Origin of the sequence: Streptomyces sp. E2N166 (assembly GCF_003671715.1) — a bacterium.
In the GTDB taxonomy this organism is placed as follows: Bacteria; Actinomycetota; Actinomycetes; order Streptomycetales; family Streptomycetaceae; genus Streptomyces; species Streptomyces thinghirensis.
Genome location: NZ_RAIF01000032.1, coordinates 1,934,969 through 1,960,845, shown reverse-complemented (window position 1 = coordinate 1,960,845; position 25,877 = coordinate 1,934,969). Strand labels below are relative to the sequence as shown.

Here is a 25,877-nt window from a genome sequence, read left to right as displayed (position 1 = left end):
GTGGGGGACGGGCCGGTGACTCCCGGCACGCGTCGGCCCCCTCCCGAGGACCCGGAGTCTTCGGAAAGGGGCCGACAGCGAAAAGGATCAGCCTTCCACGACCGCGAGGTCCAGCCCTGCCAGGCGCTCGGGGTCGGACAGGATGTCGATGGCGGCGATCCTCCCCTCGGTGATGGTGAAGCTCATGACGGAAAACGGCTGCCCGTCCATGGTGTTGACCAGTCCGGCGAAGCCGTTGACTCCCGCCGGGTGCGTGGTGGCGGCGGTGGCCATCCGCTCAAACGTGCCCAGCTGCCCAGCCACGGCGACGGCACCACGGATCGTCCGCAGGCCCCCGGCGAGGACACCGCCGTCCGCGCGCAGCACCACGTCCGGGTCCAGGAGCGTCAGCAGTCCTTCGAGGTCGCCGCCGCGCGCCGCCGTAAGGAAGGCGTCCACCACGCGGCGCTGACCGGACCGGTCCGGATCCGGGGGTGGCGTCGCTCCGCGGACCCTCAGCCGGGCCCGGCTGGCCAGCTTCTTGGCCGTTCCGGGCGTGCGGTCGACGATCGGCGCGATCTCCTCGAACGACAGCCCGAACATGTCGTGCAGCACGAACGCCAGCCGCTCCGCCGGGCTGAGTGATTCCAACACCACCAGCAGCGCCAGTCCGACCGAGTCGGCCAGCAAAGCCTGCTGTTCAGGGTGGGTCCCGTCCTCCCGGCTGATCACCGGATCGGGTAGCCGGTTCTCCAGCGGCTCTTCGCCCCGCCGCTTCCGGGTACGGAGCATGTCCAGACAGACCCGGCCGACCGCGGTGGTCAGCCAGCCTCCGAGGTTGTCGATCCGGCGGTCGTCGGAGCCGGACAACCGCAGCCAGGTCTCCTGGATCGCGTCCTCCGCCTCGGTCAGGGAACCGAGCATGCGGTACGCGACCGCCTTGAGGTGAGATCGGTGTTCCTCGAACCGCACGGCCAGAGTCTCAGGTGGAAGCACGGTCACAGCCCTTTCCGCAGACGCCATCCCCTCCAAGACGTATTGCGTCGCCCAAACGTGACGACACTGCTCCCGCTGGCCGCGGTGCGGACCCGGTTCGCACGGCTCCTGACTCGATACGGAGCCGACGCCACCGCCAGGGCCAGGAAACTGGCCACCAGTCGCGATTGAACGAGCAGCGCCCCGAGACCGAGTCACGGCCAGCCGCCCAGCCGTCGCACGGGCGCTGTCACCTTGGCCGACCGGGTGGGATGATCTTCTGGTTGATCATTCCGGGAATGATCGTCCGTGGACAGCGCGTCGCCCGTCACACAATGGGCATCACTACCCGGTCGAGGCATCTCCCACTGAGTGTGGCTGTACTCCCGCTTTCCGCTGCCGTTCCGCGAGGTGGAGGAGCTGATGCTCCAGCGCGGCGTCATCGTCCCGTACGAGTCCGTGCGCCGCCCGTGCGCCGAGTTCGGTCCTGCATATTCGAACGGACTGCGCAGCTGCCGGCCCTCGGGCCGGGCACGAATGGCGTCTGAACGAGGTGTTCATCAAGGTCAACGGCGAGCTGAAGTATCTGTGGCGAGCCGTCGACTCCGACGGCACCTCCGAGGCGACCGCTACCGTCACGGCGACGGTGAGCGGGAACCACCGCCGGCGAGTCAGACCCAAGGCTGATGTGCCCTTCGACCAGAGTCGAATCGCCTCCTCGACTCTGGTCGAAGGTGATTCGAGCCGCCGGGCTGATGTGCCGACGGCCGCCGCACGGACAGACTCGTCGAGGCGGTCGGAATGGTGATCACAGGCCTCTCCGCCCCGGCGCTGCCTCCGCGGCGGGGCCGTCCCGAGCACTTCCGTTCCGGCGCCCCCGTGCACCCTTGAGGAGGACATCAGATGCACCGAACCTTGTCCCTCGCCCTCGCCACCACCGCGGTGGCGGTGACCGCGATTCCAGGAGTGGCGGTGGCGGCGACGCCAGACTCCGTGCAGTGGGGCCCGTGCTCGGAGAAGGCCGCGGTCGCGGAGAAGGCCGCGTTGCCCCGTCTGGAGTGTTCGACGCTCGAGGTTCCGCTGGACTACAGGGATCCGGACGGCCGGCAGATCGAGATCGCGATCTCCCGACTGGCGAGCAAGGTACCTTCGCAGCGCCGCGGCGTGCTGCTGACCAGCCCGGGCGGCCCCGGTATCACGGGACTCGGCTACCCGGCCGTCCTCGCTGGCTCAGGGCTGCCGCAGGAGGTGCTGGACTCCTACGACGTGATCGGCTTCGACCCGCGGGGCGTCGGCCGCAGCACGCCGGTGACCTGCGATCTGACGCCGGAGCAGCAGGCACGGGGCAACGTACCGCCGTACGCGCACACCGCGGCTGATGTCGCGCGCGAGGCGCCGCACGCGCGGGCCGTCGCCGAGCAGTGCGCCACTTCACGGACGGCGTGGATGCTGCCGCACACCACCACCGCGAACACCGCGCGCGACATGGACCGGATCCGTGCGGCGCTGGGTGAGCCGCGGCTCTCGTACCTCGGCGCTTCCTACGGCAGCTACCTCGGTGCGGTGTACACGACGATGTTCCCGAAGCGCAGCGACCGCATTGTGCTCGACAGCAACCTGGGCCCCGGTGGCTACGACGTCACGGCCATGCGGTTGCTGGCCCGTGGAATGGAGGACCGGTTCCCGGACTTCGCGGCATTCGCGGCCGCGCATCCCGAGTTCGGTCTGGGCACCACGCCGGAGCAGGTGAGGGCGAAGTTCTTCGATCTCGCTGAGCGACTGGAGACGGAACCGGTCCAGGGCTTCGACGCGACGTCGTTCCGCGGGGTCACGTTCGACCGTCTCTACAGCGATGCGGACCTGCCCCTGGTGGCCAGGATCTGGCAGGCACTCGACGCGGACCAGCCGCCGCCGGCGACACCGCCGTTTCCGAACATGGAGAACTTCATGTCCGCCCGCTTTTCGGTGATCTGCGGTGATAATCGCTGGCCGGAAACGGTCCGGGAGTATCAGCGCAACGTCGCGGTCGACCGGCTGAAGTACCCCATGCTGGGCGGATCCACGGCCAGCATCGGACCGTGCGCCTTCTGGCCGGACGAGCGGGTCGAGCCGCCGGTGCGCATCGGTGAGCGGGGTCCGTCGAACGTGCTCATGCTGCAGAACGAGCGTGACCCGGGTACACCGCTGGCCGGCGCCCAGAAGCTGCGGCGGGCGTTCGGGAAGCGGGCCACGATGGTGACGGCCGACCAGGGCGGGCACGGCGTCTATCCGTTCGGGCCCAACGCGTGCGCGAACGACGCGGCGACCGCGTTCCTGACCACTGGGAAGCGCCCGTCCCAAGACCTCGCCTGCGCAGCGGAAGCCAGCAACTAGCAGGAGGAGAGGCATGCTCAAGGAGTGGCGGCATCGTCGGGCTGTGCAGCGGGTCAAGCCCGGGGACGGGCGGCCGTTGAAGCCCTTCCGCTGGTGGCAGATGCTTACCCGCGCACTGTTCCATCTTCGGCTGGTGAACCAGGACGGCCGGCAGACGGTCTACGCCGTCGATGTCAAGCATCAGAATCAGTCGGAGGGGCACGTAAAGGCCCACCTGTACCTCGATGGCAGGCATCACGCCGAGTCCAAGGTCCCCGCCGTCTTCCCCGTCCAGGGCGGCACAGTCGAAGTACGGACCAGCGCCTTCGGTCTCAAGCGCTGCCACTACGTCACCACCGAGGGAGCCGAGCATCAGCTCATCCCGGACCCCTCCTCTGCCGAAGGCCGCCGCGCGCGCCTCGACCGCGCACACCCCGCACTGAGCCGCTGGATCGGTGTCCTCTCGTCGATCGTGCTCGTCACCGGTCTGGTTCTCCTGATCCTTCAGCTCGCCGAACAGGTCACCCGGGCACCGGAGGGCATCGCCCAGTACGTCGGGACCTTCGTCTCGCCCATTGACCTGTCGGCATGGGGCAACGTCGTGGTCGGGCTCGCCACTGTGGCAGCCAGCACGGAGCGGGCGCTGCGGCTGCGCTACAACTGGCTGCTCGACGGCGGAGCGGGCTGACCCGCTCCTTCGGAACGCTCGTTGTGGAAGCCGACGTGGTCGTCCTCCTCCTGGAACAGGCCGCGACGTTCCGCGTGGCCGACCTTCACGTGTGTACAACCGATCTCGGACAGCGGAGTGGGGCTCACCGCGCCCGCCACCGCTCCATCCTCATGCCGGACGTCCTGTGCGCCTGCTGTCACACCGGTTCCCCGTAGTCGGTCGCGGACGGGTCAGGACCGCCCTCCGGGCAGCCACCGCGCGACGCCACGCCACGTGCGTCTTCCTTATGGACGGGCAGTACAGCCCGGCACCTGCACTCGCCTGCGACAGCGCGGTGATTGGGACGGCGTCGCCCTTGACCGCGTCGCCCAGAACGCCGGCCTCCTGGCGGAAACCCCGGCCGAACTCTCCGACGACATCGCGAGCCGGGAACAGCGGCAGCACCACTGACGCGGGACTGCCCCCGCACCGCGCCGGTGCTCACGACATCACGCCCTGAACGTCCCACAACGGCGAACGAGGCGCGCTGGGCCTCGCTCGTGCGCGATGCCCGGCACAGAGGCGTGCTCGGTACCGGGGCCGGGTGTGACCGTCCTCCGTTACCGGCCGAGGCCGGCAACGGGAGCAGGCCGGCGCCCGCAGCACATGTTCCGGACCACAGGCACCTGGCGGACGCCGGCCCTCGGGGAAGCTGCCGGTCACCGCCTGCCACCCCGGTGCCCTGTGGGCGGCTCCCATAACACGGACCGTGGCGGGTAGACGGTGCTCAGCCCGCCAGGCGGGACAGAAAAGTACAACTCATACGACTGAGAGTGACGATCTCCATGTCTCAACCGCTTATGAAGCAGGCGGACGGGCAGGGAGCGGACCGCACTCTGCGTCGGCACCTGGCCTGGAGCGGCCCCCCGCCCCCGGCCGCCCGGGCACGGGCCGAAGCCGACGCACTGCTGTCCGCCCTGCACCACACACGCCAGATCACCGTGACACCCCGCGCCGCCGACGACGTGTCGCTCGTGGTCACCGAGCTGATCGCCAACGCCGCACAGCACGCCCCCGGCCCCGGACGCCTGGAAGTACAGGCAGCCGAACACGGCCGCCTGGTACGGGTCACCGTCTGGGACGCCTCGCCCGCCCTGCCCCAGTCACGGCCGGCGGACCCCCACCGCGTCGGCGGACACGGCCTGGAAATCGTCACAGCCCTCAGCAGCCGCCTGTCCGTCCAGCACACCGGGGAAGGCAAACAGATCACCGCCGAAATCCCGCTCCACCAGGCCCGTTCCCCCGACTCCCCCGGCCAGTACTACATCGACGGAGCGCCCGACGGCACTGTCGGATAGAAATCCTACGACCGCGGCTTCACCCACACCGGGCGTACCCGCGGGCACAACACCCGCAAGGCACGCGGCACGACCGCACCCGGCCAAGGCCCACGCTGGTCAGGGGCGGTCGTGCTCGGAACGGAGCTTCTGAGCCACATCACGGAGTTTGATGTTGTGGTGCTGGGAGACGCGGCGCAGCACGTTGAACGCGTCGTCTTCGCTCATGCGGTGGCGTTCCATGAGGATGCCCATGGCTTCGCCGATGGCGTGGCGGGTTTCCATTGCGTGTTCGAGCTGGTCGATGGTGCGGGCGCTGGCCAGGGCGACGGCGGCGTGGGAGGCGAGCATCCAGCCGGCGGTCTCGATGTCTTTGGTGAAGGTGCCGGGGCGGCGGGCGTAGAGGTTGAGCGCGCCGAAGTCCTCCTTGTCCGTGTAGAGGAGGATGCCGGTCATGCTGCCGATACCGAGCCCGCGGGCCGCGTCCGCGTAGGCGGGGCAGGCCGGCTGGGGCTGGGTCATGTCAGTGATCCGGTAGGTGCGCTCACCGTGCTCGCGGCGGGCCAAGTCGTAGCACGGCCCCTCACCCAGCTCGCCCTGGATACGGTCGGACTCCTCGACCATCTCCCCGCACGAGGACAGCGTGATCGCCCGGCCTTTGCGCACCGCCAGAATCCCGGCCGCGTCGCAGCCCTCGACCAGATCCACCGCCGCCGCCGAGATCGCGTCCAGCGTCTCCTGGACCGACTTCTTCTCCAGCAGATCCCGCGCCAGAACAGCCATCTGCTCAGCGAACCTCTGCCACTGCATTGCGCCACCACCCGCCTAGGCATGCCCGTTGAGCCGTCCGCTCACCCTAATGCCCCGGAGCGCGCCGGTTCTCGAGTACGCCACTGAATCGGGACGAGAGGCAGCCTGCCTCGGGCCCGCCCGCGAGCTTCTTCCAGACGCAGTGCCGTCCTGGTCACCGGGGTGCCGGGGTGCCGGGCCCATCGGACACGCGTTCCTCGTTCGGCAGGCGCCCGGGGATCTGACCTTCTTCGCCCAGGGCACTGACCTGGTTATGGCCGCCCGGTCCGCGGCCCGCGGCATCCGCATCGTCGACACCCCAGTGCAGAAGGTCGTCGACAACGAGGACGGCAGCCTCGCCGGCGCGCACCTGGCCGCCGCACTCGCCGCAGCCCAGGCGACACCCGCGCCCTCTGATGTCCGGCGCGGCACAGGTTGCCGCACACCCCCGAGGCGTGCGGCAGCCTGTTCCCCGCCCACCCCCTTCACCCAGCGACCGGTCCCGCAGGAGCAGGCCCGCCAGGCCCTGGCCGACGCCCTCAAACTCTAGGGAACGTCCTCACACCGCTGGCGGGACCCGGGGCATCGTCCCCACCGCAGGGCGGCGCCGAGGCCCTGACGGCAGGCGCGGTACCGCTCCGAGTCCAGCCGTCCAGCAGCGACGCTGACGGAAATGGGCCAGCAGGTACCGGCCCGCGTCCACTGCCACCCGGACACCGCCCTCGGCACTCTCGCCACGCCAGTCCCTTTGAATCACCTCGCTGGCGAGATGAGGCGGTGTGGAGGTCGGCCAGGTAGCTCGTGACGGCCTTGTCGCAGGCGGTGGATACCCTGCGGCAATGAGTAACGCGATATGGGATGCCCTGGCAGCGACACCCCTCCCTGAAGTACGCCGCCGCGCGGCCGTCATGGACGACCTCGCCGAGATCGAACCGGTGACGCTGGCCGGCGCACACCGACTGGCCTGGAACGACCGCGGCGGCCAGTCCGCGGTCTGGTACTTCACGGAGGACAACCGCGTACTCCTGCTCACGTTCGACCACGAGTCCGCGCTGAATCTCTACGCCGAAGAAGATTTCGCCCTCCAGGAGTCCTTCTACAAGGGTGTCCCCGAATCCCTCGTCGCCCTGGTCCGCGACCGTCCCGAGAACTACGAGTCGCTGAACCTCACGGACTCCACGACGGGCCGGACGGTTCACTACGCAGGCGGCGTCTTCTGGTACGACGGCACGCGCTGGCACGTGTCCGAAGGCCTGACGGAGTACTGCCGCCGCGAGAACGCTGACCTCTTCGGCGAGTCCGGCTTCGACTACTGCCTGGACGTCTACTGCTTCGGCCAGGACTTCACCCCACAGACCATCGTGGCGATCCGAGACGAAGACGGTCAGTACGAGGACGAGAAAGAGAAGGAAAAGGACCTGACCGGCGTCCGCGAAGTCTTCGCCCGGCACGGCTGATGGGTTTCGTGCACGTGGGCGGTGAGGCAGCGAGTCTGGGTGGCCGACTCCGCCGACTCCGGTCGGGTGACGGGAGACTCGACGGGGGTGGCAATCATCCGCAATCGACGGGTTACGGGCCTGACTGACGCAGTGCTTGCTGAACTCGTCGGGCAGGTGGGCTCTTGTGGCAGGAACGCCCCACGGCCACGCTCGCCGCTCGCCCGCGGGCGCGCCTGCGCGCTGTAGTCGTACCGGTCGCCGCCGACTACGGCTGCTGCCGCGCCCCGACTCTGCGACAGGCGGAAGGCGTGCTCGCTGTCGAACCGGGCTCCCGAGGCAGCCGACCGGTGGACCTGGCTGATCCTCGCCGTTGTCACCCAGCTCCAGAGCGGCAGGTACGCCTGCCGGAGAGGGTCGGCGTCTGCCTCGGTGGCGTCGACGCCTGACCCCCACAGCCAGACCGGCTCGGGGCGGCTCCACTGGGCAGGTGCTCCATGTCCAGGCGGATCACCGTGCCCTCGACGACCTGGAGGGAGCCGTCAGCCGCGCCCAGGAGGACGTTCTCACACCCGGGCACTCAGGAGCGCCGTCGAGCGAAGTACGTCAAGCGAAGCAGAATTGCCATAATGTCGAATATGTGACTAATGAGAGTGCGGTCGGCGCCGGCGACGCGGCCTCCCTGGACGAAGCACTCAGCGCCACGGTCCGTCGGACGGGGGCTGTGGCGGGTGGTGTCTACCTGCTGGCGGAGCGGGAGCCGATGCTGGGCCTGGCCGCGGTCTGCGGCATGCCGACGGCGACCGTGGCGCCGTGGCGGCGAGTGGCGATCTCTGCCGCCGGTCCCCTGTCGGAGGCGGTGCGCGAGGACCGCCTGGTCTGGGTCGGCCGCCAGGAAGATCTCGCCCGCCTGTACCCGAACGCCGCGGCCGGCATGCCCTACCAGTTCGCCGCGGCCTTCGCTCCCCTGCACGGTCGGCGCCGCTACGGGGCGATGGCGCTGGTGTGGTCCGCGAGCCACCCGCCGTCCCTCACCCCGCGTGAACGCGGACAGATCCAGTCCAGCGCACGGCGCCTCACCCAGGTACTGGACCAGGCACCCGCCTCGTGGACCCTTCCCGACCAGCCGCGCACCGTGCTGTTGCGGCGGCCCGACATGGCTTCGGCGCAGGCCCAGCTCGCCGCCGTCGACCTGGTCCAGCGACTGCCGGTCGGCGCTCTCAGCCTCGACCTGGAGGGCCGCGTCACCTATCTCAACGACGCCGCGGCGCAGCTGCTGGGCCGCCCGGCCCACCGTCTCCTGGGCACCTCGCCGTGGCAGGCCGTGCCGTGGCTCGACGACCCGGTCCACGAGGAGCACTACCGCGCGGCGGTCTTCAGCCGTGAGCCTGTCGCCTTCACCGCACTGCGCCCGCCCGGCAGCTGGCTCGACTTCCGGCTCTACCCGGACGAGAGCGGTATCAGCGTCCTCGTCTCCCGCAACAAGAACGACCAGCATCCGCCCGACGCGCCACCGCCCCGTATCAGCACCCCGCTCACACCTCCGGGAGGCACCGGCACGGGGCGGGTCCACCAGCTGATCCACCTGTCGGCCGCGCTGAGCCACACCATCACCGTGGCCGACGTGACCAACGTGGTGGCAGACCAGATCCTGCCTGCGTTCGAGGCCCAGGGCATGGTCATCTCGGCCGCCGACGCCGGCCGCCTCAAGATCGCTGGCCAGCGCGGTTACGACCCGCGAACCATCGCCCGCCTCGACGGCCTGCCTCTGGACACCGACCTCACCCCCGTCGGCGACGTGCTCCGCAACGCCGTCCCGGCCTTCTTCGCCGACCCCGGTGAAATGGCGCGGACCTATCCGAGGGCCCCCACGCTGAGCGGCAAGCAGGCGTGGGCCTTCCTCCCACTGGTGATGGCCGACCGCCGCGTCGGCTGCTGCATCCTGTCCTACGACCAGCCGCACCCCTTCAGCGCCGGCGACCGCGCCGTACTCGTCTCACTGGGGGGCCTCATCGCCCAGGCGATGGACCGCGCCCTGCTCTACGACGCCAAGCACGACCTGGCCCACGGCCTGCAACAGGCACTCCTGCCGGCGACCCTGCCGCTCATACCCGGCCTCGAAGTCGCCGCCCGGTATGTGCCGTCCGCCCACGGCATGGACATCGGCGGTGATTTCTACGACCTGATCCGTCTCAGCGACACCACCGCCGCCGCCGTGATCGGGGACGTACAGGGACACAACATCAACGCCGCCGCCCTGATGGGGCAGGTGCGAACCGCCGTCCACGCCACCGCCGGCGCACACCCCGAAGAAGTCCTGGAACGCACCAACCGCGTTCTGGCGGACCTCGAAACGGACCTCTTCGTTTCCTGTCTCTACATCCACATCGACCTCGCCGGCCGACACCTCCATCTGGCCAGCGCGGGCCATCCTCCACCGCTGCTGCACACCGTGGCGCCCACACCGGTGACCCGCGTCATCGACGTGGAACCAGGCCCCCTTCTCGGCATCGGCCCGACGCCAGGAACCGACTACCCGGTCACCACCACTCCCCTGCCGACCGGATCGCTTCTGGCCCTCTACACCGACGGCCTCGTGGAAACCCCGAACACCGACATCACCGAATCCATCGACTCCCTGGCCCACCACCTCACCACCGCGAGCAGCCGGAGCATCAGCGATCTCGCCGACGACCTGCTGCACTACGCCGCACCGCGGCACACCTACACCGACGACATCGCCCTGCTCCTGCTGCGCACCCGATAGGACTCGTCCACGGACTCGCCGCCGTTCGGTCGCGACAGCCTGCGGGGCTCGGCCGCGCTGAAGCCGACGGGTCCGCGCTTGGGAGGTGGTGCAGGTGGCGGGCGGCAACGACGTGGGGCGGAGTTCTCCGGCATCCGCAAGCCCGCCTTCCGCTTCCCCACCCTCGGTAAGCAGGCCCGCCTGGTCCGCGCCGCTCTGGCAAGCAGGCCGGGCGGCCGTGGCGTCTCCATGGTCCAGGCGAAGGCTGATCAGCCCACGCACCCAGTTCCCGTGGGGGGCCGGGGTGGCTGTCGCGGCTGTGATGACTTGGTTTCGACGGGAAGGAGGATTCGTAACCTAGGGAGGCTGAGGTGGAGCGGGATGGGATCGAACTGGCTGAAGTGCTGGCGGCGGCAGAGGATGCCCCGCCGGTGCGCTCTCTCGATGTGGTGGCGCACAACCTGCGCGAGCGCTTCGGCGCGCGTTACGTGTCGTTCCTCTACGTCGATGTCGTCGGCCGGCGTCTGCTGCGGGTAAGCGAGGAGGGGGCGGCGCCACAGCGGTGCGGTGCCGAGGAAGTCCCCTTGACCGGCAGCATCTACGACGATGTCCTGCGCAGCCAGAAACTGGTTCAGGCACCTGCGGGCGCGCAGGGACAGCGGCTGCTCGCCCCGGTCACCAACCGCGGCGACGCCATCGGGGTCCTGGAAGTGCATCTCGCCTACGTCACGCAGGACGTACTGGAGCACGTCGAAGCGGCCGCACACGCGCTGGCGTACATCATCGTCACCGACCGGCGCTTCACCGACCTCTACCACTGGGGCAACCGCACGGCCACGGTCACGCTGGCCGCGGAGATCCAGCGCCAACTGCTGCCTTCGGCATCCTCGTGCGAGGCACCCGAGTTCACCCTCGCCGGCGCCCTGGTCCCCGCCTCCGACATCGCCGGTGACACCTACGACTACAGCATCGACCACGACACCCTGCACCTGTCCATCACCGACGCCATGGGCCACGACGTCGAGGCCTCCCTCATGGCCACCCTCCTGGTCAACGCCTCCAGAGGCGCCCGCCGCGCCGGCGCCGACCTTGCCGAGCAGGCCCGCCAGACCCACCAGGCCCTCATCGACCACGGCCGACGGACCTTCGCCACCGGACAGTTGCTGCGCATCGCTCTGGACGGGAGCAGTGCCCGCCTCGTCAACGCCGGCCACCCCTGGCCCCTTCGGCTGCGCGACAGCGAAGTCGACGAGATCAAGCTGCAAGTCAACCTCCCCTTCGGTGTTGCCGCACAAGGCTCCCATCAGGTACAGGACATCGACCTGCGCCCTGGTGACCGCCTCGTCTTCTACACCGACGGCATGCAGGAACGCCAGGCGGAAACCGTCGACCTGCAGCGCCTCATCCGTGACACCCGCGACCGAGCACCCCCGCGAGGCCGTACGCGCCATGGTCACCGCCGTCACCGACGCCTGCCACGGCCACGTGAGAGACGACGCCACCGTCCTGTGCCTGGACTGGCACGGTCCTTGCCCCCTCAGACCCCAGCGCGAACGCCCGCCACTGGCCTAGGCGCTGTTTCTCGGATCTCCTGACTGGGGCGGGGTGTTGGGGTCAGGCTGGCTTCATGAGTCGTGGGGATCTGACGAACGCGGAATGGGCTCGGTTGGAGTCGTTCTTACCTCCTGGCGGTGCGCGGGGAGGTCGGTGGAGCGATCACCGTCGGGTGATCAACGGAGTGCTCTACCGGGTGCGGACGGGGGTGCAGTGGCGGGATCTGCCGGAACGGTTCGGCCCCTGGGAGACGGTCTATAAGCGGCATCGCCGCTGGTCAGCGGATGGAACGTGGAGAATGCTGCTGTCTCGCATCCAGGCCGCCGAGGATGCCGCGGGCGGGATCGACTGGGACGTGTCAGTGGACTCGACCGCGGTGCGGGCCCATCAGCACGCCGCCGGTGCGAGGAAGGAGCCGCCGGCCCTGGATGCTCAAAAGGGGAACGGCCGGGGGACGAACCAGGTCGATCCGGTGCTGCGGAAACTGGCCATCCGCCTGGAGGAGGTGGTCAGATCGGCGAATGTCTGGGACGCTCCCGCGGTGGATTCACCACCAAAATCCATCTCGCCGCCGACGGACGATGCCGGCCCCTCGCCTTCGTTCTGACACCAGGACACTACGGTGACGGCCCGCAGCTCGAGCACGTGCTGGGGCAGATCTCCGTACCCCGATCCGGAGTGGGACGGCCCCGCACCCGGCCCGACCACGTGCTGGCCGACAAGGCCTACACGTCCCGAAGCAACCGGCGCTACCTGCGACGACGCGGAATCCGGCACACCATCCCCGAACGTCTCGACCAGCAAAGGCACAGGCACAACCGAGGATCCCAAGGCGGCCGGCCCACCGGATTCGACCGCGAGCACTACAAGAAGCGCAACACCGTCGAACGTGCCATCAACCGACTCAAGGGCTTCCGCGCCGTCGCCACCCGCTACGAGAAACGCGCCTACATCTACCTCGGCACCGTCGCCCTCGCAGCCCTCATGGTCTGGCTCCGCACATGATCCGAGAAACGGTGCCTAGAGAGTTCGCCTGGCCGTCGGCTGGGCCTGCCTGTCCCGGCGGGTGCCGAAACTGGACGAAGGACGTGCTGGCAGCGGCACAACGGTTGCCGTGGGACGTGGCCGCGCGGGTCCTGTGTCTGCTCCGCGGCGATGCGGCGCAGGGGACGAGGACCCGGACTCGTAAGAGTGCGAAGCTCGTGCGTGCTCTCTGCGCACCTTCACTCTGACGAGCCGACGTTCTTTGCGCCCGTCGGCTGGCTGCCGCTGTCATCGTTGGCCGTGACACGCGCTCGGGCGTGGCCTTTCGTGCTTGGGTGCGCGAGAAAGTCAGGGCTGGGAAGTAGAAGTTGGAGGGTTTTCCATGGTCATCGGGGACGTTCCCGCTTTCACCGGCACACCCGTCGTGGGCCATCCCCACGTCGAAGAAATCCAGTCCCGGTCACTGGCGTGGATGTGTGACATGGGCCTGCTTCCCGTCCCGGAGCTACGGGCCAGGTATGCGGGCATGCGGGTGGGGGCATGGCCCAGCCATTGCTATCCGTACACCAGCTTCGACTACGGCCTGTTGCTCGCCTGCTGGTGGTCTTGGTGGACCTACGTGGACGATGTCGCACCGCGGATGGACTGCGATCAGTGGCTGAAGCTGTCGCTGGACATGGAACACGTGCTGCGGTGCGCCGGGGACAACGCGGTACCGACCGATGGCTCGGACTCCGGTCAGCCGTTGCTGCATTCCCTGGCAGACCTCTGCCGACGCACAGCCGCCGCCGGCAGCGATGCCTACTACGAGCAGGTCGCCGCCGGCAGCATCGACGCTCTCTACGGCTTCGGACTTGAGGCACTCAATGAGCGTCTGCACCGCACGCCGGACATCGACCTGGAGTTGTCGATCCACTGCGAGTACCTGCGGGGCCGGTACAAGACGATCGGGCTCATCCTCGACGTGGCATACATCGAGGGCGCTCTCGGCTTCGACGTTCCGCACGCGGTACGCCGCACCACCGCCTGGCAGGACGTGCTGGAGACGGCGTTCAGCGTCATGATCCTCCAGAACGACCTGGTCGGAGCCGATCGGGACGACGCAGCCAGCGACACCTACAACGCCGTCAGTCTTCTGTGCCGGCTGCACGGGCTCTCACCCGCGGACGCCAAGCGCCAGGTCACCCGCACAATCGCAGCCCGGATCGCGGAGTTCCTCCACCTCGAACGCGTTTTTCCCGACCGCGTCATCGATCTTCATCTGCCCGCCGTGGAGCTCCAACGGGTTCAAGACGTCATCAGCAAGGTGAAGGTCATGAGCCAGGGAGCGCTGGCCTGGTACACCGAGACGTCCCGTTACATCCCCGCCAGCCGCACCGCGAACACAGGAGACAGATTCCCCTCGCGGTGCCAGGCATGACTGAACCGGTGGCCTGAATCGTCCTGGCCCCGTGCACGCTTGTCCACGCAAAATTTCGGGACAGGCGCGGTCAGTTTGCCGGCGGCGTCGAAGAAGGCTCCGTCGGCCGATATCCCGCTCTTGGCCAGGCCTGCGAGTCTGGCCTGCTGCGCCGCCTGACGTTCCATCCAGGTCAGTGCCCTGGGCGAAGAAGGTCAGAGATCGACCCCGGAGACGACGAAAGGATCCGGTTGTCGGAGGACGGTAGCGGGCGCAGACGCGCCGACGTACCTCGTCCGAGCATGCGTCCTGCCGGGCGGTCTGCCCAGCCCTGCCGTGATTCACGTTGCGGATGGCTTTCATCCGTCCCATGGATGACGTCAGCCGTTCAAGGGCGGCGGCGCACCACTCAGCCCTCGGGCTCGTCGGCCATCCGCCTGCCGACCCGGGCGGCCGTCTCGCGCGGCCGGATGTGGGTCGCGTCGTGGGTGTGCGCGGGGTGCCACCAGGTCGGTGGCCGGGATTCCGCTGATCACGCCGTGCGGCATCGGCAGGCCGTCGGTCGTGCTCACAGCGTGTCCGTGGCGTCCACCACCGTGGTCGGGGTCTGCGCGAGCCGCGGCCGGATGCCAGGCGCCTCCTCGTGCATGACCCGGGCCGGCTCCGCGCCGAGGACCTCGACGGCGTAGCCGGACGCGATCAGCAATGAACGGCCGACGCGCTGCCCGGCACGGGTGAGGTCGCGCTCCTCGAGGAGCGCGCGCAGGGCGACGACGAGATCGAGGTCCAGGCGACTGAGATTCACGGCGTCTTTCCTGGTTGCCCGGCGGCGACCTGCGGGAATTCATCAGGCGGATGACAGTCATCCACAGAATCGATTTCCGTGATCACGAGTGACGGGTCCAGATTAGTGCCATCGCAATCAGGAGGACATGTCCGTGAAACCTGAAGCCGCGTCCGCCCTCTTCGCCGGACCCTTCGCCCTGGCCACCCTTTCCGCTCCCGAGGGCCGCGCCTTCCCCGCTCTTGTCACCCCCGACGCCCAGATACTCGACCTGCGACCCGCCCTCGGCGACACCGGCCTGACCATGCGCGGGCTCCTCGACGACTGGGACGCGGTGGCGCCGCGGCTGGCCGCACTGGCCGACGACGGCGCCCTCGGGCGCAGGCCACTGACGGAGTTCCGCGTGCACGCCCCTGTAGAACCGCGCCAGGTGTTCCAGTCCGGCGCCAACTACCGGCAGCACGTCATCGACCTGCATGTCGCCCACCGCGCGCCCGGTGACGAACGGCCGGAGGAGGAGCGGCGCGCGGAGGCGGCGAAGATCATGGACCGGAGGGCGGCGGAGGACCTGCCGTACGTGTTCATCGGCCTGCCGAGCGCCATCACCGGGCCGTACGACGACGTCATGCTGCCCGCGTGGGCCGAGAAGCCCGACTGGGAGCTGGAGCTGGCGGTGGTGATCGGCCGGCCGGCCCACCGGGTGTCCGTCGAGGAGGCGCTGGGCCACGTCGCCGGGTACACGATCGCCAACGACCTGACCGACCGCGCCACCGTCTTCCGCCGGGACATGCCGCAGATCGGCACCGACTGGCTGCGCAGCAAGAACGCGCCCGGGTTCACCCCGCTCGGCCCCTGGATCGTGCCCACCGAGTCGGTCTCGGCCCCGGACGACCTGCGCCTCACGCTGAAGCTCAACGGCGAGACCATGCAGGACGAGTCGACCAGAGACATGATCTTCGACGTCGCGCGGATGGTCTCCTACGCCTCGCACACCGCCCGGCTCCTCCCCGGCGACCTGGTCCTCACCGGCTCGCCCGCCGGCAACGGCATGCACTGGGGCCGGTTGCTGCGCGACGGCGACGTCGTGGACGCCGCCATCACCGGGCTCGGTGCCCAGCGCAATCGCTGCGTGGCGGAGGCGGCCCTGTGACGCTCGACCGCACGGACCCCGCGGGCTCGGTCGCCCGGGCCGCGAAGGCGTACTCCAACTGGGGCCGCTGGGGCGACGACGACGTGCTCGGCACCCTCAACTTCCTCGACGAGGCGAAGCGCCGCGAGGGTGCCGCGCTGATCCGCCGAGGCGTCAGCTTCTCCCTCTCCCAGCGCTTCGACATCGACGGCCCCCAGAAAGGCTGGCGGCGGCGCACCAACCCGGTGCACACCATGCTGGACACCGGCACCGACGCCGCCCTCGGCAACCAGGGCCTGCCGCACGGCATCGGCGGCGCCGACGACGTCATATCGATGCCGCTGCAGTGCTCCACCCAGTGGGACGGGCTCGGCCACATCTTCGACCACGGCAGGGCGTGGAACGGACGCCCTGCCGAGCAGGTCGTCACCTCCGACGGCGACCAGGTCACCGGCATCGAGCACATGGCCCCGCACGTCGCCGGACGCGGCGTGCTCCTCGACGTCGGCCGGGCCGTCGGTGAGGGCGGTGAGCTGCCGGACGGGTTCGCGATCACCGAGGAGCACCTGACCACCACCGCCGAAGCCCAGGACGTCCTGGTCGGCCGCGGTGACCTCGTGCTGGTGCGCACCGGGCAGCTCGCCCGGGTGCGGCGCGACGGCTGGGGCGACTACGCCGGTGGGCCTGCCCCAGGACTGTCGTTCACGACGGCCGGCTGGCTGCACGGCAGCGAGATCGCCGCGATCGCCACCGACACCTGGGGCTTCGAGGTCCGTCCCAACGAGTTCGAGCACGCCTTCCAGCCGCTGCACCAGGTCGCCATCCCGCACATCGGCCTGCTGATCGGCGAGATGTGGGACCTGGACGCCCTCGCCGAGGACTGCGCCGACGACGGCGAGTACGCGTTCTGGCTCACCGCGGCTCCCCTGCCCATCACCGGCGCGGTCGGCTCACCCGTCAACCCGATCGCGGTCAAGTAGTCCGAGGACCGAAGGAGTTCTTCATGACCCAGTCCCGCACGGTCCTCGTCGTCGGTGGCGGCGCGGCCGGCAACGCCGTGACGATCCTGCTGCGCCGCGCCGGCCTCACGGTGGACCTGGTCGAGGCCAAGGACGACTGGAACGCCACCGCAGGCTCCGGCATCACCCTCCAGGGCAACGCCCTGCGCGTCCTGCGCGAACTCGGCGTCTGGGAACAGGTGCAGGCATCCGGTTACGGCTTCGGCTCGGTCGGCATCACCGCCCCCGACGGCACCGTCCTGCACTCCCAGGACGACCTGCGCACCGGCGGCGACGACCTGCCCGCGACCGTCGGCATGCAGCGCCCCCGCCTCCAGCAGATCCTCATCGACGCCGTGCGCGCCGGCGGCGCCACGGTCCGCCTGGGCACCACCGCCGAGATCCTCGACCAGGGCCCCGACGGTGTCTCCGTCCGGCTCTCCGACGGCTCCGAGCACCGCTACGACCTGGTGGTCGCCGCCGACGGCCTGGGCTCCGCCACCCGGGCCGCGATCGGCATCACGGACAAGCCCGAGCCGACCGGCATGGCCATCTGGCGCGTCGAGGCACCACGTTCGGCCGGCGTGGTCCGAACCGACCTCGCCTACGGCGGGCCCGCCTACATCGCCGGCTACTGCCCCACCAGCGAGACCACGCTGTACGCGTACGCCGTCGAGGCCAACCGCGACCGCGCCTCCATACCGCCCACGTCCTACGCGGACGAGATGCGCCGCCTCACCCAGCACTACGGCGGTTTCTGGCCCGAGATCACCGCGAACATCACCGACCCGGCGAAGGTCAACTACACCTGGTTCGACCGGCTGCTCGTCGAGGGCCCCTGGCACCGCGGCCGGGTCGTCCTGGTCGGCGACGCCGCCCACTGCTGTCCGCCCACCCTCGCCCAGGGCGCCGCCCTGTCCCTGGAGGACGCCTGGGTGCTCGCCCAGCTGCTCACCGCGTCCGACACCTGGGACGACGCACTGTTCCAGGCGTACTACGAGCGGCGGATCGCCCGGGTCCGCCCGGTGGTGGAGGCGTCCGTGCAGATCGGGCGGTGGCAGCTCGACGGGGTGCGGGGCGCCGACGTGCCGGGACTGATGGCCCGCACCATGACCATGCTCCGGGAGCTGCCGTGACGTCCCCGGCGCAACAGGCGAGCACTCCGACGGTGGACGTGCACGCCCACGTCCTGCTGCCCGCGATCGATGCCCTGGTCGAGGGCCGGCCGGGCCTCACCGAGGCGCGGGCGCTGGACGCCCGCCGCAACGGCCAGGCCGCCCTCGCGGTCAGCGGGCCGATGGTCCGCGAGCGCTTCCCCCGTCTGACTGAGGTGACTGTGCGCCTCGCGGCGATGGACGCCCAGGGCGTGGACGTCCAACTGGTCAGCCCTTCCCCGTCGCACTACCACTACTGGGCCGACGAGCCGACCGCGGAGAAGGTGTACCGGCTGGCCAACGAGGCGACGGCCGCTCACTGCGCCGCCGCCCCCGATCGGCTGCTCGGGCTGGGTCTCGTCCCGCTCCAGCACCCCGAACTCGCCGTCGAGGCGCTCGACCACGCTCTCGCGCAGGGCCTGCTCGGCGTAGAGATCTCCAGCCACGCCCCCGGCCGCGAGCTCTCGGACCCGGCGTACGAGCCCTTCTGGATTCGGGCCGGGGAGACGGGCGCGCTGCTCTTCCTGCACCCCTTCGGATGCACGCTCGACGAGCGCCTGGACCAGTGGTACCTGTCCAACACCGTCGGCCAGCCCACCGAGAACGCCGTCGCGCTCTCACACCTCATCTTCTCCGGCGTACTCGACCGCCACCCCGGCCTGAAGCTGATCGCCGCACACGGCGGCGGCTACCTGCCCACCCACGTCGGCCGCTCCGACCACGCCTGGTCCGCCCGCGCCGACGCGGGCGCCGGCTGCGCGCACCCGCCCAGCAGCTATCTGAAGCGGCTGTACTTCGACTCCCTCGTCCACGACCCGTACGTACTGCGGGAGTTGGTTCGGGTCGCCGGTGCGGACCGCGTCCTGCTCGGCTCGGACTTCCCCTTCGACATGGGCACCGAGGACCCGCTCGGCGCACTGCGCGCCGCACAGCTCCCCGAGGCCGACTTCCACGCCGTCCGCGGCGGCACCGCGGCGGCCCTCCTCCGGAAGGACTGATCATCATGCGCCTGCTCACCCACCTGCGGCACGTCGATCTCGCCGTGCCCGACTACGACAAGCAGCTCGACTTCTACGCCGGCGTCTGGGGCCTGACCAAGGTCGCCGAGGACTCCGGCATCTCCTTCCTGGCCGCCGAGGGCTCCCCCGAGCAGTACGTCGTGCGACTGCGCCGGGCCGAGGAGAAGCGCCTCGACCTCGTGTCCTACGGCGCCGCGTCCGCCGCGGACGTCGACACCCTCGCCGAGCGACTGCTCGCGGGCGGCGTGCAGTTGATCTCCCGGCCGGGCAAGGTCGACACCCCCGGCGGCGGTTACGGCTTCCGCTTCTTCGACGTCGACGGCCGCACCATCGAGGTCTCCGCCGACGTCGAGGTCAGGCAGCACCGCAAGATCGAGGAGAAGGAGTCCATCCCGGTCAAGCTCTCCCACGTCGTCCTCAACAGCCCCGACCTCAACCGCACCCGCGAGTGGTACGAGCGCCACCTCGGATTCGCCCTCTCCGACACGCTCAGCTCGCCGCACATGGGCGAGGTCATGCACTTCATGCGGATCAGCAGCCAGCACCACTCCATGGCCCTCGCGAGGGGCCCGCACACCGCCCTCCACCACGTCTCCTTCGAGATGCGCGGCATCGACGAGTACATGCGCGGCTCCGGGCGCGTCATCCGGGCGGGCTTCAGGAAGGTGTGGGGACCGGGACGGCACATGGCCGGGGACAACACCTTCACGTACTTCCTCGACCCGCACGGCAACACCGTCGAGTACACCACCGAGTTGGAGAACCTGGACGAGGACACCTGGCACCCCCACGTCTACGACTTCTCCCAGCCCGAGGTCACCGACCAGTGGGGCACCGCCAACCCCATGAACGAACTCGTCGCCAAGGAGTCCTTCAACGACCCCGACCGCGGCGTGTTCGTCGCCCCGCCGGTCTGAGTCGCCCCGCCGGTCCGAACCTCCCGCTGACTCCGGGGACGCGGCAGCACGGCCCCTGCCCTGACGCGCGCTCCCGCGTCCCCGGTATCGAACGGCGAATCCGCTCTCCACGGGTCCAGCATCAACGACGAGCGAAGGAACCACCGGATGCCCCACCGTACGATTTCGCTGTCCCGCCGTGGCCTGTGCGCGGCAAGTGGTGGTCAGCAGTCCGGCACCGGCCGATCCCACGCGGTTCACCGACCGCCAGTGGGCCGCGGCGGCCCGCGCCTCCGCCCGGACGGCCGGTTACCGGGGCCGCATCACCGTGGGCCACGACCTGATGCGCATCCCACTCTCCTGATCACACTCCGCTGGAGCCGCACCATGCGTTTCGCCGCATACGAACACCAACACCGCCACCGGGTGGCAGTCGTCGAAGAGGACGGCACCCTCTTCCCCCTGCCGGGTGTCACCTCGCTCACCGCTCTCATCCAGGAGACCGGCGGGCTCCCCGGACTGCTCGCCGCGGGCGCGGCGGCCCTCGACGTGCCGCCCGGCCCTCACGTCTCCCAGGTCCGGCTGCTGCCCCCGCTGCGCCCCGCCTCGGTGCGGGACTTCGTGACCTTCGAGGAGCACGTGGAGGGGGTGCGCCGCTCCGTGGAAGGCACCGGCGGCGTGCCCGAGCAGTGGTACGCGGCCCCGACCTTCTACTTCACCAATCCGCACGCGGTCTACGGCCCCGGGGACGGCATCCCCGTGCCCCCCGGGTCGGCCGTGCTCGACTTCGAACTGGAAGTGGGCGCGGTGATCGGCCGGGAGGGCCGGGACCTCACGCCCGGGCAGGCCCGCGACCACATCGTCGGTTACACCGTCTTCAACGACTGGTCCGCGCGGGACCTCCAGGGCGCGGAGATGAGGGTCGGTCTCGGCCCCTGCAAGGGCAAGGACACCGCGACCACCCTCGGCCCGTACCTGGTCACCGCCGACGATCTGGAGCCGCACCGGGACACCGACGGCTTCCTGCGGCTGGCGCTCACCGCCTTGGTGAACGGCGAGACCGTCGGCACGGACCTGCTGTCCAACATGAGCTGGACGTTCGAGGAGATGACCGCCTACGCCTCCCGCGGCACCCGCGTCGTTCCCGGCGACGTCCTGGGGTCAGGCACCTGCGGCAACGGTGGCTGCCTGGCCGAGCTCTGGGGGCGGCGCGGCGAGCAGACGCCGCCGCCGCTGAAGCCCGGTGACACCGTCACGCTCACCGTCGAGGGGCTCGGCACCCTCTCCAACACCGTCGTTTCCGGTGTCGAGCCCGTCCCGCTGGCGTCGGGCCGCCGCCGGTCCCGGGAGCGGCCCTGAGCGACCCGCATCCCCGAGAGGCTGCTCGGCAAGGTCGTCGTCATCGCCGGCGCGGCCCGCGGGCAGGGGGCCGCCGAGGCACGACTGCTGCCCCGGGCTGCCCTGCGCCCCGAACCGATGCGGCCGGCGGCGAGCAGGGCCCCGAGGCCGCGGCCGTCTTCAACGTCGTCCGCGGCGAGGGGGCCACCATCGTCAGGTAGACCGCAGACGAACCCTGCTCAACCTCACCGACGAGGGATGTGATCTCCTCGACTCGCTGATCGGACCGGCCGGGGAAATCAACAGACAACTCCTCAACTCGCTTACCGGCGACGGGACGAGTCACCCGGCGGTCCGTGAAGCCGTCCCTGGGGGCCGCTGCCTCTGAGGACTGGTCGAAGGACGGGCAGCACTGCTGCTCGTCGGCGGCCAGTGCGGCGACGGCCCCGGCCCGGTCGGCGAGCTGGGAGATCCGCGTCGTGCGCACGACGCGCCGACGGTAGAACTTCGACCCGACTCGAAGGTCAAGACGGTGCTGCCCGGCCACAGACCCCGTCGATCGCCCATGATTCACGATTTTATGAATTCAGTTTTCCGTGTACTCTCAGGGAATGCTGACTGTTGCCTCCGACATCGAGGTGCTGGCCCGGTTCGGCCGCGCGCTCGCCGACCCGATCCGCTGCCGCATCCTGCTGGCCCTGCGCGAAGCCCCCGCCTACCCTGCCGACCTCGCCGACACTCTCGGCATCTCGCGGACACGGCTGTCGAACCATCTGGCGTGTCTGCGCGACTGCGGGCTGGTCGTCACCGTGCCGGACGGCCGCCGCACCCGCTACGAACTCGCCGACGAACGCCTCGGCCACGCCCTGGACGACCTGCGCACCGCGGTGGTGGCCGTCGAGACCGACCGAACCTGTGCGGACGCCGACGAGAAGGGCTGCTGCTGACCATGACCGCCGGGATGCCGATCGCCCTGGGACCGTCACCGGCCCGCCGTGAAGCGCTCGCCGGGCGCATACGCCTTCTGGTCGCCGCCACCATCACCTACAACGTCATCGAGGCGATCGTCGCCATCACCGCCGGCACGATGGCATCCTCCACCGCCCTGATCGGATTCGGACTCGACTCGGTCATCGAAGTCTCCTCCGCCGCCGCGGTCGCCTGGCAGTTCTCCGCGGCCGACCCTGCCGTCCGCGAGGCCCGAGAGCGGCGCACCCTGCGGATCATCTCCGTCTCCTTCTTCGCGCTCGCCGCGTACGTCGGCGTCGACGCCGTCCGCGCCCTGACCGGCAACGGTGAAGCCGAAAGCTCCGTCACCGGCATCGTCATCGCCGCACTGTCACTCGCGATCATGCCGTTCCTTTCCGCCGCCCAGCGCCGGGCTGGTCGGGAACTCGGCTCCGCGAGCGCGGTCGCCGACTCCAAGCAGACGCTGCTGTGCACCTACCTGTCCGCGGTTCTCCTTCTCGGCCTGGTCCTCAACGCCACCCTGGGCTGGTCCTGGGCCGACCCCATCGCCGCCGTCGTCATCGCCGCCATCGCCGCCAAGGAAGGCCGCGACGCCTGGCGCGGCAAGGGCTGCTGCGCGCCCACCGCCACAGCAGTACCGGCCGTCGATGCCGCAACAGGCGCCTGCGGCTGCCATACCGGCTGCGACTGCCGCAACTGACATGGGCCGTGGACATCCACGTGTGCACTTCACCACCTGCTGCCGATCGAGCCGTAGGCGCGAAGGACCCACAACCGGGCCTGTGTGACCCAGGGCCAGCCGGCTGCCCCTCACACGCAGTGCGGGCGGGTCCAGGCCGTGCGCCGCCGCCCGCTCCGCATTGATCACGACTGTGGGGCAGCCCCCGCGAAGAGATGGGCACGCCTGGCGGCAGGCGGGCACGCTGGTGGTGTTCGTTATGGTGGAACCGGTGCTTGGGAAGCAGGCACGCCCGCGGCGCGCACGCGCATGTGTGCCGCGGACACTGTTTCCTCCAGGATCACAGGGAGTCCGTAGCGTGAGCCACGAATGCCGGGATGCGGCACCTTCCGGTCGCGCAGCGCCTCGTATCAGCGTGACGGTCACACACGCCCAGCAGGGTGGCCTCGAAGAGCGCAATCGCCGACTGGCTCATGCCGGTGTCGCACGTGCCCAGCAGGTACTCGTCGGCCGCTACCGACTGGACGGCCCGCAGGTTTCCTTCGAGTTGCTGCGCCAGACGTCGCAGCGGTTCAACATCAAGCTGCACACCCTGGCCGACGCCGTCACGCATATCCACGGGCCAAGTCCCGGCGCGGCACAGTGGTTTCCCCGCCGAGCCCGTTACAGTCCGCCGCCGCTGCCGGGCCTGGGGATGGAGGGACCCGAACGCCGGCACCACGGGGCCGTGCTGAGGGCTGCAATGCGACGGATGCTACACATCACCGACGCCGGAATGGGCAACGTGCAGCTGGCGGAGAGCGGACTGCTGCGCCTGGAGAAACACACCGGCTTGAACCAGGAGTTCACCGACTTCTTCACGTTCGTCCAGGACTCGACCACCGCCTGCGCGCAGGCCGCCCGGGAACGACACCAGGTCACTGTGAAGGACGCGGCCGAGGCGGACATCTTCGACGACGCCTCCCGCCATGCCATCCTGCAGACAGGCGCCCGGGGAGTCCACAGCCTGCCTCTGACCAGTCCGTCCGGAGCGGTGCTGGGCATGGTCTCCTCACACCACGAACGGCCCCTGCCCCGCCTGAGCCAAGCCCGGCTCACCGCCCTGGACACCCTCGGCACGCAGATCGGCCGATGGCTGCTCTGGCACCGGCACACCGTCGTCCTGGACGCCCTCGAACACCTCCACACCGTCAGCGCCACAGCCCGCTGACCGCCGGACAGGGCTCAGCTGCGAACACCCGGTCCGGATCAGGTGCATGGGCGGGGGGACGGCGCGGGGCGGAGGGGTCGGAACACGGCCCTCCGGGCGGTGCGGATGCGGGAGCCGGACTCCAGGCCGCGCGCTGTCTTCGGCTCGCCGTTGTCCAGGCAGTGGTCGGTTATGACGGCCCACGGTCCTCCCGTCCGGGCCCGGACCCGGAACGCGGCGAAGGGCCGGGGCGGCGGCCCCTCGCGCGGGATGCCCAGGGAGAACTTGGCCGAAGTACGACGGTCCCCGCCCCGGGGCACGACCGTTACGGGGCCGTCCTCCCGACCCCCGTGACGGGAGGACGGCCCCGGCCTTTTCCGACGGCCGCCCGGTCAGTACAGCTTGGTGACGGCCGTGCTCGTGGTCTTCTTGAAGGCGGCCACGGGCGCGTTCCCGAAGTCGCCCATCTGTCCCCACTTCACGACGGTGACGGTCCTGCCGTCCCGCCCGACCGACAGCAGGGCGATGTCTGTGGCGCCCCAGGACGTCTCGGTGTGCAGGCCGCGGACGCGGGCGCCCTCCTCGACCGGCAGCTTGCCGTAGTCCCGGCCCTCGGCCTCGACGTCGGGCGAGGACTCCTCGACGCGGTCGGCGCAGGTGCGGATCAGGTCGTCGTAGTGCTTCGCCAGGGCCTTGGCCTGGGTGGCTGTGCCCGTCACGACGGTCAACTGCACGGCGCCGGTGTCCAGGTCGGTCCGGAACTCCCGGTGCCGGTAGTCGTAGGCGGACACGCCCTCCGTGCTCACGCAGAGACCGAGTTGCTCCGGGAACCCGTCGGTGACCGGCCCGGCGGTCCAGGACGACGTCGGGTGCGGCGGCAGCTGGGACGCCGACAGGAACTTGGGCGCGGCGGCCTTCGGCGCGGCGCCGGCGGCCGGTGCCGTGAGGACCGTGCCCGCCGAGAGGGCGGCGACGGTGAGTGCGGTGAGAGCGCTCGTTCGGATGCGCATGGACATGGATGTCCCCCCGTGGATGAGTGCGTGGTCGTGGATGCCGCGGCGGTGCCGGCTGGTCGGCCCGGGCCTGGTCGGAGCGGCACCAAAAGCATCAGCGGTCACAGCGGCCGGGCGCAACAGCCGACGGCCGATCGGGCACGGTGGAACCATCCCAGCCCGTCTGACGTGCAGGTACATGGGGTGCCTGGGATACCGTCCCGGGCCGGGTGGGGCCGTACGAGGACGGGGGGACCGCTGTGTCGGCACAGGACGACGGCGACGGCATCGACGAGGTGGCGGAGTTCGCCGCGCTGCTGCGGGCCCTGAAGGAGCGCACGGACCGGAGCTACGGCTCGCTGGCCCGCCGTCTCGGCATGAACACCTCGACGTTGCACCGCTACTGCGCGGGCGACGCGGTGTCGCTCGACTTCGCCCCCGTGGAACGCTTCGCGGCCCTGTGCGGGGCGACCTCGGAGCAACGCCTGGAACTGCATCGCCGTTGGCTCCTGGCAGTGGCGGCCCGCCGT

At 70.1% G+C, this 25,877-nt stretch carries 23 protein-coding genes and 4 pseudogenes; 21 read left to right on the top strand and 6 right to left on the bottom strand.

Annotation, left to right across the window (positions count from 1 at the left end; all coding sequences use genetic code 11):
- Window positions 1-87 precede the first annotated feature (87 nt).
- Window positions 88-981, bottom strand: a complete 894-nt coding sequence (locus tag EBH09_RS36005; RefSeq protein ID WP_121750948.1) for a sigma-70 family RNA polymerase sigma factor — start codon at window positions 979-981, stop codon at window positions 88-90.
- 253 nt (window positions 982-1,234) lie between these two features.
- Between EBH09_RS36005 and EBH09_RS35995 the strand changes: the two are divergent.
- From EBH09_RS35995 to EBH09_RS35975, 4 genes and pseudogenes are all read left to right on the top strand, one after another.
- Window positions 1,235-1,567 (top strand): annotated as a pseudogene (locus EBH09_RS35995) (DDE-type integrase/transposase/recombinase); the annotation flags it as partial.
- Between the two features lie 290 nt (window positions 1,568-1,857).
- Window positions 1,858-3,327 (top strand): alpha/beta hydrolase, encoded by a 1,470-nt coding sequence (locus tag EBH09_RS35990; protein WP_121750947.1) that lies wholly within the window; start codon window positions 1,858-1,860, stop codon window positions 3,325-3,327.
- Window positions 3,328-3,340: 13 nt separating this feature from the next.
- Window positions 3,341-3,994 (top strand): hypothetical protein, encoded by a 654-nt coding sequence (locus EBH09_RS35985; protein ID WP_121750946.1) that lies wholly within the window; start codon window positions 3,341-3,343, stop codon window positions 3,992-3,994.
- 806 nt (window positions 3,995-4,800) lie between these two features.
- Window positions 4,801-5,313 carry an ATP-binding protein gene (locus tag EBH09_RS35975; protein WP_153182730.1) on the top strand — a complete coding sequence of 171 codons (513 nt, stop codon included), beginning with the start codon at window positions 4,801-4,803 and terminating at the stop codon, window positions 5,311-5,313.
- A 99-nt stretch (window positions 5,314-5,412) separates the two neighbouring features.
- Here the strand turns inward: EBH09_RS35975 and EBH09_RS35970 are convergent, their stop codons facing one another.
- Complete coding sequence (locus EBH09_RS35970) at window positions 5,413-6,102, bottom strand: GAF and ANTAR domain-containing protein (protein WP_121750943.1); 690 nt, start codon at window positions 6,100-6,102, stop codon at window positions 5,413-5,415.
- A gap of 253 nt (window positions 6,103-6,355) precedes the next feature.
- Between EBH09_RS35970 and EBH09_RS35965 the strand changes: the two genes are divergently transcribed.
- Both EBH09_RS35965 and EBH09_RS35960 read left to right on the top strand, forming a co-directional pair.
- Entirely contained in the window at window positions 6,356-6,631 is a 276-nt protein-coding gene (locus EBH09_RS35965; protein WP_121750942.1) for a hypothetical protein, read from the top strand.
- 289 nt (window positions 6,632-6,920) lie between these two features.
- Window positions 6,921-7,538 (top strand): hypothetical protein, encoded by a 618-nt coding sequence (locus EBH09_RS35960; RefSeq protein ID WP_121750941.1) that lies wholly within the window; start codon window positions 6,921-6,923, stop codon window positions 7,536-7,538.
- Between the two features lie 278 nt (window positions 7,539-7,816).
- Here EBH09_RS35960 and EBH09_RS40030 read toward each other — a convergent pair.
- Window positions 7,817-8,067 (bottom strand): annotated as a pseudogene (locus EBH09_RS40030) (hypothetical protein); the annotation flags it as partial.
- Between the two features lie 90 nt (window positions 8,068-8,157).
- Here EBH09_RS40030 and EBH09_RS35950 point away from each other — a divergent pair.
- From EBH09_RS35950 to EBH09_RS35935, 4 genes and pseudogenes are all read left to right on the top strand, one after another.
- Window positions 8,158-10,284: a SpoIIE family protein phosphatase gene (locus EBH09_RS35950; protein WP_238697547.1), complete on the top strand. Its 2,127-nt coding sequence runs from the start codon at window positions 8,158-8,160 to the stop codon at window positions 10,282-10,284.
- A 350-nt stretch (window positions 10,285-10,634) separates the two neighbouring features.
- Window positions 10,635-11,835, top strand: a pseudogene (locus tag EBH09_RS35945) (PP2C family protein-serine/threonine phosphatase).
- Between the two features lie 55 nt (window positions 11,836-11,890).
- Window positions 11,891-12,822, top strand: a pseudogene (locus EBH09_RS35940) (IS5 family transposase).
- Window positions 12,823-13,132: 310 nt separating this feature from the next.
- The gene (locus EBH09_RS35935; RefSeq protein ID WP_193776706.1) at window positions 13,133-14,221 is read left to right on the top strand and encodes a hypothetical protein; all 1,089 of its coding nucleotides are present in this window, start codon (window positions 13,133-13,135) and stop codon (window positions 14,219-14,221) included.
- Between the two features lie 547 nt (window positions 14,222-14,768).
- Here EBH09_RS35935 and EBH09_RS39640 read toward each other — a convergent pair.
- The gene (locus EBH09_RS39640) at window positions 14,769-15,005 is read right to left on the bottom strand and encodes a hypothetical protein (RefSeq protein WP_238697546.1); all 237 of its coding nucleotides are present in this window, start codon (window positions 15,003-15,005) and stop codon (window positions 14,769-14,771) included.
- A gap of 127 nt (window positions 15,006-15,132) precedes the next feature.
- On the opposite strand from EBH09_RS39640, the gene EBH09_RS35920 reads away from it, so the two are divergent.
- The 9 genes from EBH09_RS35920 (at window position 15,133) to EBH09_RS35880 (ending at window position 23,187) form a co-directional block, all read left to right on the top strand.
- Complete coding sequence (locus tag EBH09_RS35920; protein ID WP_121750938.1) at window positions 15,133-16,134, top strand: fumarylacetoacetate hydrolase family protein; 1,002 nt, start codon at window positions 15,133-15,135, stop codon at window positions 16,132-16,134.
- Entirely contained in the window at window positions 16,131-17,093 is a 963-nt protein-coding gene (locus EBH09_RS35915; RefSeq protein ID WP_121750937.1) for a cyclase family protein, read from the top strand. The genes EBH09_RS35920 and EBH09_RS35915 overlap by 4 nt, the downstream gene beginning before the upstream one ends.
- A 23-nt stretch (window positions 17,094-17,116) precedes the next feature.
- A complete protein-coding gene (locus tag EBH09_RS35910) occupies window positions 17,117-18,247 on the top strand; it encodes an FAD-dependent oxidoreductase (protein ID WP_121750936.1) in 1,131 nt (376 codons plus the stop codon).
- Window positions 18,244-19,263: an amidohydrolase family protein gene (locus EBH09_RS35905; RefSeq protein ID WP_121750935.1), complete on the top strand. Its 1,020-nt coding sequence runs from the start codon at window positions 18,244-18,246 to the stop codon at window positions 19,261-19,263. Before EBH09_RS35910 ends, EBH09_RS35905 begins: the two co-directional genes overlap by 4 nt.
- A gap of 5 nt (window positions 19,264-19,268) precedes the next feature.
- Entirely contained in the window at window positions 19,269-20,201 is a 933-nt protein-coding gene (locus tag EBH09_RS35900) for a VOC family protein (protein WP_121750934.1), read from the top strand.
- Window positions 20,202-20,379: 178 nt separating this feature from the next.
- Window positions 20,380-20,544: a hypothetical protein gene (locus EBH09_RS38140; RefSeq protein WP_238697545.1), complete on the top strand. Its 165-nt coding sequence runs from the start codon at window positions 20,380-20,382 to the stop codon at window positions 20,542-20,544.
- A 23-nt stretch (window positions 20,545-20,567) separates the two neighbouring features.
- A complete protein-coding gene (locus EBH09_RS35895; protein WP_121750933.1) occupies window positions 20,568-21,539 on the top strand; it encodes a fumarylacetoacetate hydrolase family protein in 972 nt (323 codons plus the stop codon).
- Between the two features lie 590 nt (window positions 21,540-22,129).
- Entirely contained in the window at window positions 22,130-22,465 is a 336-nt protein-coding gene (locus EBH09_RS35885) for a metalloregulator ArsR/SmtB family transcription factor (RefSeq protein WP_121750932.1), read from the top strand.
- A gap of 2 nt (window positions 22,466-22,467) precedes the next feature.
- On the top strand, window positions 22,468-23,187 hold the full coding sequence (locus EBH09_RS35880; protein WP_121750931.1) for a cation transporter: 720 nt from the start codon (window positions 22,468-22,470) through the stop codon (window positions 23,185-23,187).
- 319 nt (window positions 23,188-23,506) lie between these two features.
- Here the strand turns inward: EBH09_RS35880 and EBH09_RS40025 are convergent, their stop codons facing one another.
- Window positions 23,507-23,785, bottom strand: a complete 279-nt coding sequence (locus tag EBH09_RS40025) for a hypothetical protein (protein ID WP_345940970.1) — start codon at window positions 23,783-23,785, stop codon at window positions 23,507-23,509.
- 132 nt (window positions 23,786-23,917) lie between these two features.
- On the opposite strand from EBH09_RS40025, the gene EBH09_RS40020 reads away from it, so the two are divergent.
- Window positions 23,918-24,376, top strand: coding sequence for a GAF domain-containing protein (locus tag EBH09_RS40020; protein WP_238697596.1), 459 nt, complete (start codon window positions 23,918-23,920; stop codon window positions 24,374-24,376).
- Window positions 24,377-24,747: 371 nt separating this feature from the next.
- Here EBH09_RS40020 and EBH09_RS35870 read toward each other — a convergent pair whose 3' ends face one another.
- Window positions 24,748-25,371, bottom strand: a complete 624-nt coding sequence (locus tag EBH09_RS35870; protein ID WP_121750929.1) for a hypothetical protein — start codon at window positions 25,369-25,371, stop codon at window positions 24,748-24,750.
- 236 nt (window positions 25,372-25,607) lie between these two features.
- Between EBH09_RS35870 and EBH09_RS35865 the strand changes: the two genes are divergently transcribed.
- A partial coding sequence (locus EBH09_RS35865; protein ID WP_153182770.1) for a helix-turn-helix transcriptional regulator occupies window positions 25,608-25,877 on the top strand: 270 nt, incomplete at its 3' end.

Excerpts from the sequence above, each read along its gene's own strand:
- EBH09_RS35990 (WP_121750947.1), top strand. The coding sequence starts at position 1,858 with ATGCACCGAACCTTGTCCCTCGCCCTCGCCACCACCGCGGTGGCGGTG.
- EBH09_RS35985 (WP_121750946.1), top strand. The coding sequence starts at position 3,341 with ATGCTCAAGGAGTGGCGGCATCGTCGGGCTGTGCAGCGGGTCAAGCCC.
- EBH09_RS35975 (WP_153182730.1), top strand. The coding sequence starts at position 4,801 with ATGTCTCAACCGCTTATGAAGCAGGCGGACGGGCAGGGAGCGGACCGC.
- EBH09_RS35970 (WP_121750943.1), bottom strand. The coding sequence starts at position 6,102 with ATGCAGTGGCAGAGGTTCGCTGAGCAGATGGCTGTTCTGGCGCGGGAT.
- EBH09_RS35965 (WP_121750942.1), top strand. The coding sequence starts at position 6,356 with ATGGCCGCCCGGTCCGCGGCCCGCGGCATCCGCATCGTCGACACCCCA.
- EBH09_RS35960 (WP_121750941.1), top strand. The coding sequence starts at position 6,921 with ATGAGTAACGCGATATGGGATGCCCTGGCAGCGACACCCCTCCCTGAA.
- EBH09_RS35920 (WP_121750938.1), top strand. The coding sequence starts at position 15,133 with ATGTCCGTGAAACCTGAAGCCGCGTCCGCCCTCTTCGCCGGACCCTTC.
- EBH09_RS35910 (WP_121750936.1), top strand. The coding sequence starts at position 17,117 with ATGACCCAGTCCCGCACGGTCCTCGTCGTCGGTGGCGGCGCGGCCGGC.
- EBH09_RS35900 (WP_121750934.1), top strand. The coding sequence starts at position 19,269 with ATGCGCCTGCTCACCCACCTGCGGCACGTCGATCTCGCCGTGCCCGAC.
- EBH09_RS35895 (WP_121750933.1), top strand. The coding sequence starts at position 20,568 with ATGCGTTTCGCCGCATACGAACACCAACACCGCCACCGGGTGGCAGTC.
- EBH09_RS35885 (WP_121750932.1), top strand. The coding sequence starts at position 22,130 with ATGCTGACTGTTGCCTCCGACATCGAGGTGCTGGCCCGGTTCGGCCGC.
- EBH09_RS35880 (WP_121750931.1), top strand. The coding sequence starts at position 22,468 with ATGACCGCCGGGATGCCGATCGCCCTGGGACCGTCACCGGCCCGCCGT.
- EBH09_RS40020 (WP_238697596.1), top strand. The coding sequence starts at position 23,918 with ATGCTACACATCACCGACGCCGGAATGGGCAACGTGCAGCTGGCGGAG.
- EBH09_RS35870 (WP_121750929.1), bottom strand. The coding sequence starts at position 25,371 with ATGTCCATGCGCATCCGAACGAGCGCTCTCACCGCACTCACCGTCGCC.